This window comes from Granulicella paludicola, from assembly GCF_025685545.1.
GTDB lineage: Bacteria > Acidobacteriota > Terriglobia > Terriglobales > Acidobacteriaceae > Granulicella > Granulicella paludicola.
On the sequence record NZ_JAGSYC010000024.1, the window covers coordinates 164,831 to 177,817 of the forward strand.

Below are 12,987 nucleotides of genomic sequence, written 5' to 3' on the forward strand. Positions count from 1 at the left end.
TGATTGTAGTCTAAAAACTACTTTCCGTAGAGGTCATCTAGTACGGCATAGCTTACTGCTTCCCGCTCACTCAATTTCTTATCAACCAGCCTGTAGGTTTCGAACATCTGGATCGACTTCATCCAGGTGTCGGATTGCATCATGCCGAACTGCGGGCTTTCGGTATAAAGCAGCTTCAGGACCGCCAGCAGGGACGCCTCCTGCTCGGCAAAGGAACTCTCCGGCATGTACCGGGTGACGATCATTTGCGCCGTTTCGTCGGGGTGGTCGGCGGCGTAGCGCCAGCCTTTGGCGGAAGCGCGAAGGAACCGCGTGAGCTCTTGCGGGTGCTCGTGCAGGACTGCGGTTGGCGTGAAGAGTACCTCGGCGTAGGAGACGTAGCCGTTGGCTGCCATGGGGATGATGTTGATGGGGTGCTTTTCCATCTCCAGACGCACGGCTTCGTCGATGGTGTAGCCCTGGATAGCATCGGCCTGTCCATTGATGAGCGGTTCCAGCGTGTAGGGGATGCGGATGACGTGGACATCCTGGCGGGTCATGCCGTTGAACTTCAGCAGAACATCGAGAGCTTTCTCTCCATCATCGTGGAGGCCGATGGTCTTGCCGCGCAGGCTCTTGATGCTGGTGAGGCCGGAGGTCTTCAGGGTAAGCAGGGCAAAGGGCGTGGTCTGAAAGATGGTGGCGAAGGCCTGCAGCGGCAGACCGGCGGCGCGGCCCGAGAGAAGCTCGTCGGCTTCGGTGATGCCGACCCAGGGAACGGTGTCTTTCGCGTGCGCGGCGACGATTCTCACGCTCGGCTGATCGCCAGCGTTGCCACGATCCGAGACGATAGTGACGTTCAGGCCTTCGGCTGCATAGTATCCCTGCTGTTTGGCGGCGAGGATGCCGGCGAACTGTGCGGTGGGCTTCCAGTCCAGCTGCACGGTCAGAGGTGATTGGGCGGGTACCTGAGCGTGCGTCGACCAGGATGCAAGCAGAGCGAGAGGCGCGATACATCGAGCGATCGTGCAGGGCAGTCCGCGAAACATCGGGGTCTCCTGGGAGATGGATAGGGTATAGCTACACTTGCTTGACCTCAGCGCCCTTGCTGTCCGCGAAGCGGAAGGGGTTGAAGTTTGTGTGGGTGTCGAACGTATCCAGATGCTCTGCGCGTTTCAGGAAGTTTACGACAAGATAGGTGAGCGGTGTGGCGAGAACCTCGTAGATGACCTTGAGCACGTAGCCGGTAAGGATGATTTCGACCATCTTGCCGCCGGAGAAGGTGCCAGCAAAGGTAAGGAAGATGACGAGCGAGGTATCGACGAGCTGGCCGACGACGGTGGAGCCGACCGTGCGCGTCCAGAGCCACCGACCTTTGGTGATGAGCTTGAGTTTAGCCATGGTGTAGGAGTTGGCAAACTCGCCTGCCCAGAAGGCAATGAGGCTTGCGATGAGGATGCGCGGCAGAATGCCGAAGACAGCGATAAAGGCGGCCTGGTTGTGGAACTGCGGGTCGGCGGGAAGGGCGATTACCACTGCCGACACGGCATAGAGCAGGGCGGTGCCGAAGAAGCCAAGCCAGATGGCACGGCGGCTGGCAGCGTAGCCATAGATTTCGGTGAAGACGTCGCCGAAGATGTAGGTGATAGGGAAGAGGACGATGGCGCCGGAGGTCGTGAAGGCCGGGATTGAGACAGGTCCGAACAGGTGGAACGGGCCGACACGGAAGATCTTCTGGGCGACAAGATTGGCGACAAGCAGGATCACCACGAAGGCCGTCGTGATGGCATCAAGGTAGCGGAAGCGGCGCATGAGATAAGGCTATCTCAGGAGGTTGGGAAAAGTTACCAGTTCTGCACAGACACTTTCGCTTTTATTTTGCTTTTTGGGGAGGGGTGGTGCTAGACTCTGGTTCTATCAGGCACACCGCCGAGGAGACATCTACGTGGCAGACGATCGCAGCAAGGCCATTGAAAGCGCACTCTCGCAGCTCGAGAAACAGTTTGGCAAGGGGTCGATCATGCGGCTCGGATCGAAGGCGGTTGAGCCGATCGCTGTGATCTCGACGGGCTCGATTTCGTTCGATGCCGCACTCGGGGTGGGTGGCTTCCCGCGCGGACGTGTGGTGGAGATCTTTGGACCGGAATCTTCGGGTAAGACGACCATCACCCTGCAAGTGATTGCCGAGGCACAAAAGGCGGGCGGGCTGGCAGCGTTCGTCGATGCTGAGCACGCACTTGATCCGGCCTATGCGAAGAAGCTGGGCGTCGATACCGACAATCTGCTGGTGTCGCAGCCGGATTACGGCGAGCAGGCGTTGGAGATTGTGGAGGCGCTGGTTCGCACGAACGCTGTGGACGTGCTGGTGGTCGATTCGGTCGCTGCGCTGGTGCCGAAGGCGGAGCTTGACGGCGAGATGGGCGACAGCCACATGGGCCTGCAGGCGCGTTTGATGTCGCAGGCGCTGCGCAAGCTGACCGGCACGGTTGCAAAGTCGCGTACCTGCCTGATCTTCATCAACCAGATTCGTGACAAGATCGGCGTCATGTTTGGAAACCCGGAGACGACGACCGGCGGCAAGGCTCTGAAGTTCTACTCGTCGGTGCGCATCGACATCCGCCGTATTGGTGCGGTGAAGGAGGGCGACGTCGTCGTCGGCTCGCGTACCAAGGTCAAGATCGTGAAGAACAAGGTAGCGGCGCCGTTCCGCGATGCCGAGTTCGACATTATGTATGGCGAAGGCATCTCCAAGGAAGGCGATCTGCTCGATCTGTCCGTATTGCATAACATTGTGGACAAGTCGGGTGCGTGGTATAGCTACCAGGGCGAGCGCATTGGGCAGGGTCGTGAGAACGTTCGCACCTTCCTGAAGGAGAACAAATCTGTGACCGCTCGCATGGATGTGGAGCTGCGCAAGAAGCTGGGTATTACGGCTTCGGATATTGCGGAGATTCCGGCGGCTCCAGAAGATGGTGGCGAGAAGGCTGCGGAGGCTGTGAAGCCACGTCGCGGCGCGGCTGCTCCTGCTAACTAAACGAGATTGATTTGCCTGCGAACAAGGCCGTGAGGGGTTATCCTTCACGGCTTTCTCGTGTCTGGTGGACTTGGATCAAGGCCCGTAAACGTACCTCAGCGGCTAAAGCCGCGTCGATTTAGCAACGCCTATTGTCACGACTGAAGCCGTGACCTACCGTACGTGGCTCCAAATTAAGCGTACGTGCCTTCAAATTAGAGGTTCCTCAGCTTCCTAGAGGCGTGGAGCCTTCGATGCGAAGGACGTAGGGCAGAGATGAAGGCTGGGAGTTTGCAGGGAGCGTGATGACAAGGGCCTCAGGCGTTTGCTGGAACTTGAGAGGAGCAGAAGAGCCAGGCAGTGTGACGCGCTCGACCCTGGCGGCTCCGGAGCGAAGGCTGACGAGCTTCGCGTGCTGGGCCGGAAATACGTAGCCGAAGGCGTAGAGATTGCCCCTGGCGGTCGTGAAGCGGAAATCGGCTTCGGTGGGAGCGGGCGTGTGGGGAGACTGGATGCGGGGGCCCTCGATCGCGGTGGAGCCGCCCTTCCAGTTGCCGGGGGCTTCGTTGGGGATAAGAGGGCCTTCGCCCATGCGAATCCACGGGTGTGAGCCGTAGATGGCTTCGCCATTCAGCTTGAGCCACTCGCCGATTTCGAGCAGGGCTTTCTGCTGAACGTCGGGGATGGAGCCATCTCCCATGGGAGAGATGTTGAGCAGGAGGTTGCCGCCCATGCTGGCCATCTCGATGAGTTCGCGAAGGATGCTGTTGGCGGACCGAACGGTCATGCCGTCGGTGTAACCCCAGGTGCTGCCGATGGCGTCGTCGCACTGCCAGCCGCCGCTGTAGATCCAGAGAGGGGAGCGCTGCTGCTTTTCGAAGTCTTTGACGGTGCCGAAGAGGTAGGCCTCGTCCTTGGTGGCGAGGGTGACTTCCTTGTGCCACTCGGTGGCGCGGTTGTAGAAGTACGCGGCGGCGCGGAGCTTTACGTCGTCATAGGCGCGGGTGTTGACGCCGTTGTCGAAGTAGATGAGCTGTGGCTGATATTTGTCGACGAGCTCCTGCACACGCGCGAGCCAGTCGGCCTGAAAGGCTGGCGAGGCGTTGGAGTTATTAAACTCGCCCTGGATAGGCGGCCCGTAAAAGCCTGCGTACTTCGGGTCGACCTCGTCGTTGGGGACGCCGGGGGCGGGGTAGGCGAAGGCGTCGTGCTCCATGCGATGGCTGGAGCAGCCGAAGATGAGGTTTTTTGCACGGACGGCTTTGGCGAGCTCGCCCATGAGGTCGCGCTTCGGGCCCATCTTGCCAGCGCACCAAGGAGTGAGGTCGCTGTCGTACATGGCGAAGCCGTCGTGGTGCTCGGCGACGGGGACGACGTATTTTGCGCCGGAGCGGGCGAAGAGATCGGCCCAGTCGGCGGGCTGATATCTCTTTGCGGTGAAGAGTGGGATGAAGTCTTTGTAGCCGAACTTGTCGGGCGGGCCGTAGTGCTGGGTGTGCCAGGCTGAGTCGGTGGTATACATGTGGCGCTCGTACCACTCGTTGATGTGCGCAGGAATGGAGTAGAGGCCCCAATGGATGAAGATGCCGAACTTGGCCTCGTTGAACCAGGTTGGGACGCGGTAGTGGTCGCGGAGGGACTCCCAGGTGGGCTGGTAGGGGCCTGCGGGCAGAGGCTTGGGTTTGGCGTAGGCGTCGGGAGCGCCCGCGGGGGCTCCGGTCTGGGCGAAGGCGAGGGGATGGATCGCGGCGGCTGCGGCGGTGGCTGCGGCGCTGTGGAGGAAGCGTCGGCGGGAGAGGCCTGCCGTAGCGCCGAGTTTCTGGATGGTCATCACTGCCTCGGTGGTGGGTGCTCGCTTAGTTTGCCTTGTAGGGCTTGATCGCTTTGCCTTTGGCGGAAAAATCTTTGGCGACGGGGTCTTTGGGGAGGGCTTTCAAACCTTCAACTACGCTTTCGGCGTTGAGGATGGCTCCGGCGGCGCTGGTGTGGGTGTGGGGGTCGCCGAAGAGGGGTTCGACGGCGGCTTCGCCGAGGGCGTCGTACTTGCGGGCGATGATCTCGTTGAGGTCGATATAACCGACGTGATCGCGGTCGGCGATGGCCTTGGCCCACCCGCGGTAGGTGTCGGTCTGGCGGACGATGTGGCCGTCCTTCCAGGTCTTGCGCGGGATCAGTGAGCAGATGATGGGGATGCCGCCAGCCGCCTTGGTGTCTTCGACGTACTTGTTCATGTACCAGCCGAAGGTGTGGACGGTTTCGTGGCGATGCTGGATGGGGTTTTCGATCTCGGCGGTCTCGTCGCCGACGCCGTGGATGCTGCCGCGGGCGCGGGCTGGATCGTCGTAGGGGCCGTCGTCATTATGGCCGAACTGAAAGAGCACGACGTCGCCGCGCTTGATGAGCTTCAGTGTTTCGCCCCAGTGGCCTTCGGTGATGTAGGTGCGCGAACTGCGGCCACCGATGGCGCGGTTCACGACGTTGATCTTGCTGGTGTCGAAGTAGGGAGCGAGTTCGTCGCCCCAGCCCATCTGGTTGTGCGCACCGTCGCCGTTGCCGTTGCGCACGGTGGAGTCGCCGACGAGGATGAGGTTGCGCAGCCTGGGGTTGGCGGGCGAGGGCAGGTGTATCTTCGCATAGACGGAGGGGTCTGTGACGGCTGCCTGATCGGGATGTCCGGCTGTCTGCGCTCCCATCGTAGCCATCCGATGCAGCTCGGCTCCGGCGAGCATGAAGCCGCCTACGCCGTAGTTGTAGCTGGAGGTCGGATAGTAGGGGGTCGGCTCTGCGCCGGTCTGCTGGATGTCTCCGAGGCGGCCATCAGCGTAGATGTGGTGGAGCAGACCCGCCCAGCCCTTCTCGATCACCGGCATGTAGGTGGCGCGGTCGAGGATTCCTTCATTCACGCCGTAGGCCATGCCAAAGACGATTAGCGCGGAGCCAGAGTTTTCAGGCAGAGGGAAGTCTTCGGGATCGAGCAGGCTAGAGTGCCATAGACCGGCGGCATCGCCCTTGGTTTCCTGCAGCTTGGCGAGTGCGGCTGCCATTTCCTTCATGTTCTGGATATAAAAGGGACGACGCAGATCGTCCTTGGGCAGGTATTGAAGGGTGCGGGCCAGACCGCCGAGTACCCAGCCTTCGCCTCGCGACCAGAAGATTTTCTTGCCCGTGGGGCCGAGCTTGCCGACGAAGGTGGCATCGCGCGCGTAGAGGTGAGCGTCCTTATCCCAGAGCAGGTCGTAGCTGCGCTGCCAGTTGAGGTTGAGGTAGTCGATGTACTTGTGCTCACCGGTCGCGGCGTACATACGTGCCCAGACGGGCGGCGCCATGAACAGGGCATCGCACCACCACCAGGGAATCTTGGAGTCGCCCGGCTTGAGCGTGGGCAGGTCGATGACGGAGTCCATGTTTTCGCGCAGTGGCGTAATGAGGTCGGGGTCTTTCTTGCCGCCTTCGAGGTAGAGCTCGAGGTAGGTCTGCCCGATGCTCTGGTCGTCGGCGTTGGCGATCTTGTTGCGCAGGGTGTAGTGGAAGCCCTTGGCCATGTCGGCCATCGCATCGCGGTACTTCGGGTCACCGGTGGCGTCGGAGACAGCCATGAAGCCGGAGTACATGACGCTGGAGGTCCAGATCTGATCCCAGTAAGGCTGCGAGCGGGCGAGCTGCCAGTCGGCGACCTTCTTTGTGACCTTGTCGATGGCCGCAACCGTGACTGCGGGCGAAAGGGCTGTCGAAGGAGAGGCGTCAGCGAGCGGGCCACCGTCCGCGGGGGAGTCTCCGAAGTGCCGACCGTTGTCCTTGTTGATGCCAGCCTGCTGCGTCGCATTCGGCAGCGGAAAGTTCGGCTTAGCAGGCGCGGTCTGCGCCAGCGCGCTGGATGCGAGCACTGTCCAGGTGCCAAGCGCAAGAAGCTGGGAGGTGCTTCGAAAACTCATGATATCTCCTTGAAAGGCACGCCAGCACGTGATGACGGAAAGATCGGGCGGCAGGGAAACTGTAAGAAGTGCAGACAAGGAATGTCAAATAGCAAACTATTTCAAATGAGTCTTGTAGTGGAGTTTGGCCGCGCAGTGAACTGGAGAGTGCGAGTTCTCTATCGGATACGCTAGGATAACTTTCGTTCGGTAAACGTTTGCATCCGGAGAAACTATGAAGTTGTCTCGCGCATCTCTATCCACGCTTTTCTATTCCGTCACAGGAGCAATCATTTTGGCAGCAGGTTCAGCAGCAGCACATGGGGCGGTGACAAAGGCCGCCTGGGGAAGTACGGCGGATGGCAAGCCGGTGGATGTCTACACGCTTACCAGCAAGGACCTGACGGTAAAGGTCGCAACCTATGGCGCACGAATCATTAGCATCGAGGCTCCTGACCGTAACGGCAAGAAGACCGATGTTGCCCTTGGCTATGACAGCGTGGCAGGGTATGAGGCGGACAAGGATACCTATGTCGGCTCGGTGGTGGGACGCTACGGTAACCGCATCAGCAAGGGCACGTTCTCTATCGATGGGCACGAATATCACATTCCGCTGAACAACAATGGCAACGCGTTGCATGGCGGCACCACGGGCTTCGACCGCAAGGTTTGGACGGCCCGCGAAATCCCGGGCGGCGTCGAGTTCACGCTGGTGAGTCCGGATGGCGACATGGGCTTTCCCGGCGAGCTGACGGCCCATGTGAAGTACACGCTCGAAGGCGATGCGCTGAAGATCAACTACAGCGCGACGACGACGAAGCCGACCGTGGTGAACCTGACGAACCATGCCTACTTCAACCTTGCAGGCGAGGGGACCGGCACAATTCTCGACCAGGAGATCATGATCGCCGGGAGCCATTACACGCCTGTCGATGCCGGGCTGATTCCGCTGGGCACGACGCCGACGGTGGTGGGCACGCCGCTGGACTTCCTGAAGTCGACGGCTATCGGTAAGCGCATCAACGATGACAACGAGCAGCTGAAGCTTGCGGGCGGCTACGACCATAACTGGGTGCTGGATGCGAAGGGCACAGGGCTGCATCTGGCGGCGAAGGTCGTCGATCCGTCCAGCGGACGCACGCTGACGGTGACGACGACGCAGCCGGGGGTGCAGTTCTACTCTGGTAACTTCCTTGCCGGGCTGTATACCGGTGTTTCCGGCAAGAAGTATGAGAAGCACTTCGGCTTCTGCCTGGAGACGCAGCACTTTCCAGACAGCCCTAACCATCCGAACTTTCCTTCGACGCTGCTGAAGCCGGGCGAGACGATGCACTCGGAGACGGTGTTTACGTTTGGCGTGCAGAAGTAAGCACCAGCTCAGAACCCAAAGGATAAAAGGCAAAGGCCGCCACGGATTCCGTGGCGGCCTTTGCGTTCTCCTTGGCGTTCTTCGCGTTCAAAGCTGGTGTATGCCGAAGCTAACGCGAGCTCAAGGTTACGGCCTCATGCAGTGGCAGCTCTGCCGATGAGCCGCCGACTTCGAACCGGTAGTCGCCTGCGAGCCGCTGCCAGTCGTTCTTCTCGGTGTCGAAGATCTCCAGGTAGAGCGGATCGATGTCGACGGTGACCGTTTGCTCTGCGCCTGCCGCGAGAGCGAGGCGCTTCCAGCCGACGAGCTTGCGGAAGGGTTCGCCTGCTGCATTGGGCAGCGTCACGTACACCTGCGCGATCTCGACGCCATCGCGCGTGCCGGTGTTCTTGACTGCGAAGGTCGCGCTTTTTGCGGCGCGATCGAGCTTGAGGCCGGAGTAGGCATATGTGGTGTAGCTGAGGCCGTAGCCGAAGGGGAAAAGCGGCTGCTTGTCCTTGGCCTGGAACCACTTGTAGCCGACCATCATGCCTTCGACGTTGTAGTCGACGGGGAAGTCGTGCGGCTGGCGACGGCCTGCGTTGCCGCTCATGCCATTGTTGCGCGTGTCTGCGGTGAGGCCGGGCACCTGCGGATGTGGCAGGTCGGACTCGGTGGCTGCAAAGGTGACGGGTAGTTTGCCGGTGGCGTTCACTGTGCCGAAGAGCACGTTGGCGATGGCCTGCGCGCCGCCGATGCCGGGATACCACGTCTCGACGATGCCCTTGACGTTGTTTGCCCACGGCATGGAGACAGGTCCGCCTGTTTCGAGTACGACGATCGTATTGGGGTTGGCTGCGGCGACGTTTGCGACCAGAACATCCTGATTGTTGGGGAGACTCAGCGTGGCATTGTCCTTGCCCTCGCTCATCCACTGCGTGACGAAAACGATGGCAACCTGCGCCGACTTGGCCAGTTTGGCGGCTGCCTTGGGATCGGTGCCAGCATCGAAGCTGATCTCCGCGGTTGCGCCTGCATGTTCTTTAACGTACTTCAGAGGCGAGGAAGGAAAGTACACTGGCGTTCCCCAGGCAGAGCCGCCGGGACGACCACCCGGAGCATCCACCTGCGCGGAGCCGCCGCCGGAGAGCACGCCGCTGTCGGCATGGTCGCCGATAATCGCGATGCTCTTGATCTGCCCTGGAGCGAGCGGCAGGATGTTGTCTGCGTTCTTGAGGAGGACGATGCTCTCTTCTTCGATGTGCTGCGCATCGTCGCGTCCGCGGAATGGATCGACGACGCGGCGTACGGGCGGCTCGTCCACGACGCCGGTTGCAAACATGCTGCGCACGATGCGGTGAACCATGTCGTCAAGCCGTGTCTGCGGTACGCGGCCTTCGACGACGGCCTTCTTCAGGCCTTCGCCGAACCAGTTGGTTCCGGGTTGCTCCATATCGAGTCCAGCGAGGGCGGCCTTTTCGGTGCTGTGCGTGCCTTCCCAGTCGGAGAGGACGAAGCCTTTGAAGCCCCAGTCGCGCTTCAGGACTTCGTTTAGCGTGTAGTTGTTCTCGCAGGCGTAGTCGCCGTTCACACGGTTGTAGCTGCACATCACGCCGGCGGGCTTGGCCATCTTGATGCCGATCTGGAAGGAGAGCAGATCGGTTTCCTGCATGGAGCGTTTGTCGAGGATGGCGTTGAGGGTGTTGCGGCCGGTCTCCTGGTCGTTGAGGACGTAGTGCTTGATGTCGCCCATGATGTGGTTGTCCTGCACGCCCATGGCGAGCTGGCCGACCATGATGCCGGAGAGGATAGGGTCTTCGCTGGCGTACTCGAAGTTGCGACCGTTGCGAGGTTCGCGGATGAGGTCCATGCCTCCGCCGATGGACATGTTGTATCCCTGATCACGCAACTCTCTGCCGATCACAGACCCGTAGAGCCGCGCTGCTTCGGGGTCCCAGCTGGAGGCCATGCCGATGACGGAAGGGAGCAGCGTGGCATAGCGGCTCTCGCGGGCAGCCATGCGGGCGCCTACTGCGGAGTCAGCGAGGTTGATGTCGGGTAGCCCGAGCCTTGGAATGCCGGGAACGAAGCCTGCGCCTCCGTTATGGCCGGGCGCTACCTCTGCACCAACACGGAGGACGCCCCAGCCGTCGCCGTGGACCAGCTGGATCTTCTCATCGAGCGTCATCTCATGGACGATGAGGTCGGCGCGCTGGTCCGGGTCGAGCGCGGGGTTCAGCCACGGCTGTTTTTTGATGTCGGGCTTCGAGGTGTTCATCTCCGTCGGCCTTACCGAGGCAGCGGTCGGCTTTTGGGCGGGGCTTTGCAGCGTGAGTAAAGCGGCCATGCAAAGCGAGAAAGCGGAGGCGGGGCGGAGGACGTTCATAGGAAGATTCCTTTGGCTGGAATGCTGCGTGGTTAATCGTTTATCTGAGGTGCGAAACGGTTCCGCAAAACTATAGCAGCCCGGCATAAGACTTGCCTAAACCTATCGCCAGGGGCTTCAATACGGGTGACGTAATCCCAATGCAACGGACCCTGATGATGCCTACCCTGCTGCGCCGCTCCTTGCTGTCCCGCTCGATGTTGTTTGCCTTCGCTGCGACCTTTGCCTTCGCTCCGCACTTGCGTTCTCTCGCGCAGCAGCCCGAAGCGCAGCCACCGCTGTACCTGGGCACGGCATGGTACCCGGAGCAGTGGCCTGAGGCCCGTTGGGATGCCGACCTGAAGCTGATGGAGGACGCTCATGTGCGTTTCGTTCGCATCGGCGAGTTTGCATGGAGCCGGATAGAGCCGAGCGAAGGTAAATATGACCTGGACTGGCTGGATCATGCCGTGCGGGCGGCTGAGAAACATCACATTGCCGTGGTGCTGGGCACGCCCAGCGCAGCTCCGCCTGCGTGGCTGACGACCAAGTACCCGGAGACGCTGCGCGTAATGGAAGATGGCCGACGTGATGAGCACGGCAATCGCCAGCAGTTCGACTGGGCCGATCCGAAGTATCGGGTGCTGGCCCGGGCCGTGGCCGAGCAGATGGCGAAGCGCTTTGGCCATGATCCGAATGTCATCGGCTGGCAGATCGACAACGAGTATGCGAATGAGTCGGAGAGTCCGATTGCGAAGAAGCAGTTTCAGGATTGGGTGCATCAGCGCTACGGCACGCTCGATAATTTGAACACTCGATGGACGACGAGTTACTGGAGCGAGACATACTCCGACTGGAGCCAGATTCCGATCGAGACGACGTACGGCAACCCCGGGCTGCTACTCAGCTGGCGCCGGTTTGTGAGCGATACGTGGCGCAGCTACCAGAAGAACCAGCTCGATGTGATTCGAGCGAATGCGGACAAAAGGCAGTTCATTACGACGAATATGATGGGCTTCTTCGACGCCTACGATCACTACACCGTCTCGCAGGACCTCGACCTGGCCTCCTGGGATGACTACGTTGGCACAGGCCAGCTGGATCCTGTTCGCAACGGTGCCGCGCATGACCTGACGCGCGGATTTCTGCGCAAGAACTTCTGGGTGATGGAGACGCAGCCCGGCTTTGTGAACTGGTCGCCTGACAATAACGCGCTAAATAAGGGTGCGGTCCGCGCGATGGCGTGGCACGACATCGGTCACGGTGCCGACGCGGTCAGTTACTGGCAGTGGCGCAGCGCGCTGAACGGGCAGGAGGAGTATCACGGCACGCTCGTAGGTGCCGATGGCACGCCGGTGCCGCTGTATGCGGAGGTCGCGCAGGTGGGCAAGGAGTTCGCCAAGGCGGGGCCGGCGCTGAAGGGCACCTCCGTGCATTCCGAGGTTGCCATTCTGCACAGCTATGACAGCCGCTGGGCGATCAACTGGCAGCGCCACAACAAGGCGTTTGATCCGGTCGCGAACCTCGTCACCTACTACGGAGCTCTCCGTGCGCAGGCGCACTCGGTGGACATCGTCAGCCCGACGGCGCCTCTGTCGCAGTACAAGCTGGTCGTGGCTCCTGCGCTCAACGTCATCACGCCGGAGACCGCAAAGAACCTGCTCGACTATGTGCGGCACGGCGGACATCTCGTCTTCGGTCAGCGGTCGGCGATGAAGAACGAAGATAACGGCCTGCAGCCCGAACGGCAGCCCGGCCCCTTCGCCGCTCTATTGGGTGGGCGCGTAGAGCAGTTTTACGCGCTCGACAAGCCGGTGCCGGTTACGGGCGAGTTCGGATCTGAAGCGACGACCGTGTGGGCGGAGCAGCTTTCCACGACCGATCCCGCGACCAAGGTGCTGATGCGCTACGGCAAGAGCAACGGCTGGCTTGACGGTCAGCCTGCGGTGATCACGCATGATGTGGGCAAGGGAAGCATAACCTACATCGGGGCGGCGCTCGATGGCGAGACGCTGAACTCTGCGGTGCGCTGGATGCTGACCAAGAGCGAGGTGAAGCCGGAGTTTGGGGCGCTGCCCGAGGGCGTCGACCTGTACGTTCGCGACAATGGCGACCACGAGGTGTGGATTCTGATCAACTTTGGAGAGAAGGGTCAGCAGGTCGCTCTGCCCGGTTCGTTTACCGATGTATTGAAGGGCGGCGAGACGCGGTCGGTGTCGCTCGGACAGTACGATGTGACGATCCTGCAACGAAGTTTGCCTGCGCGATAGAAACCCGGCGGCAGCGGCTTTCGCCTGCTGCCAAAGATGGTCGTTTGATAGTACAGTCTCTATGTCAGGTAAACGGTTTCATGCCTGTAACTCTCGAAGCA

Annotated in this window: 8 protein-coding genes; 3 read left to right on the forward strand and 5 right to left on the reverse strand. The window is 60.9% G+C overall.

Translation table 11 applies throughout. From position 1 onward, the window contains the following. Positions 1-17: 17 nt before the first annotated feature. A complete protein-coding gene (locus tag OHL14_RS10105) occupies positions 18-1,028 on the reverse strand; it encodes an ABC transporter substrate-binding protein (RefSeq protein ID WP_263379222.1) in 1,011 nt (336 codons plus the stop codon). Positions 1,029-1,059: 31 nt separating this feature from the next. Further along, complete coding sequence (locus OHL14_RS10110; RefSeq protein ID WP_263379223.1) at positions 1,060-1,791, reverse strand: queuosine precursor transporter; 732 nt, start codon at positions 1,789-1,791, stop codon at positions 1,060-1,062. Positions 1,792-1,924: 133 nt separating this feature from the next. On the opposite strand from OHL14_RS10110, the gene recA reads away from it, so the two are divergent. Continuing rightward, complete coding sequence (gene recA / locus OHL14_RS10115; RefSeq protein ID WP_317890408.1) at positions 1,925-3,013, forward strand: recombinase RecA; 1,089 nt, start codon at positions 1,925-1,927, stop codon at positions 3,011-3,013. 205 nt (positions 3,014-3,218) lie between these two features. Here recA and OHL14_RS10120 read toward each other — a convergent pair whose 3' ends face one another. Further along, positions 3,219-4,823: an alpha-L-fucosidase gene (locus tag OHL14_RS10120; protein ID WP_263379224.1), complete on the reverse strand. Its 1,605-nt coding sequence runs from the start codon at positions 4,821-4,823 to the stop codon at positions 3,219-3,221. A gap of 25 nt (positions 4,824-4,848) precedes the next feature. After that, positions 4,849-6,924 carry a glycoside hydrolase family 88 protein gene (locus OHL14_RS10125; protein ID WP_263379225.1) on the reverse strand — a complete coding sequence of 692 codons (2,076 nt, stop codon included), beginning with the start codon at positions 6,922-6,924 and terminating at the stop codon, positions 4,849-4,851. 274 nt (positions 6,925-7,198) lie between these two features. Here OHL14_RS10125 and OHL14_RS10130 point away from each other — a divergent pair, with 274 nt between their 5' ends. Further along, positions 7,199-8,272, forward strand: coding sequence for an aldose epimerase family protein (locus OHL14_RS10130; RefSeq protein ID WP_317890409.1), 1,074 nt, complete (start codon positions 7,199-7,201; stop codon positions 8,270-8,272). Positions 8,273-8,381: 109 nt separating this feature from the next. Here the strand turns inward: OHL14_RS10130 and OHL14_RS10135 are convergent, their stop codons facing one another. Beyond that, positions 8,382-10,637 carry a beta-glucosidase gene (locus OHL14_RS10135; RefSeq protein WP_263379226.1) on the reverse strand — a complete coding sequence of 752 codons (2,256 nt, stop codon included), beginning with the start codon at positions 10,635-10,637 and terminating at the stop codon, positions 8,382-8,384. Between the two features lie 140 nt (positions 10,638-10,777). Between OHL14_RS10135 and OHL14_RS10140 the strand changes: the two genes are divergently transcribed. Continuing rightward, positions 10,778-12,886 (forward strand): beta-galactosidase, encoded by a 2,109-nt coding sequence (locus OHL14_RS10140; protein WP_263379227.1) that lies wholly within the window; start codon positions 10,778-10,780, stop codon positions 12,884-12,886. Positions 12,887-12,987: the final 101 nt, after the last annotated feature.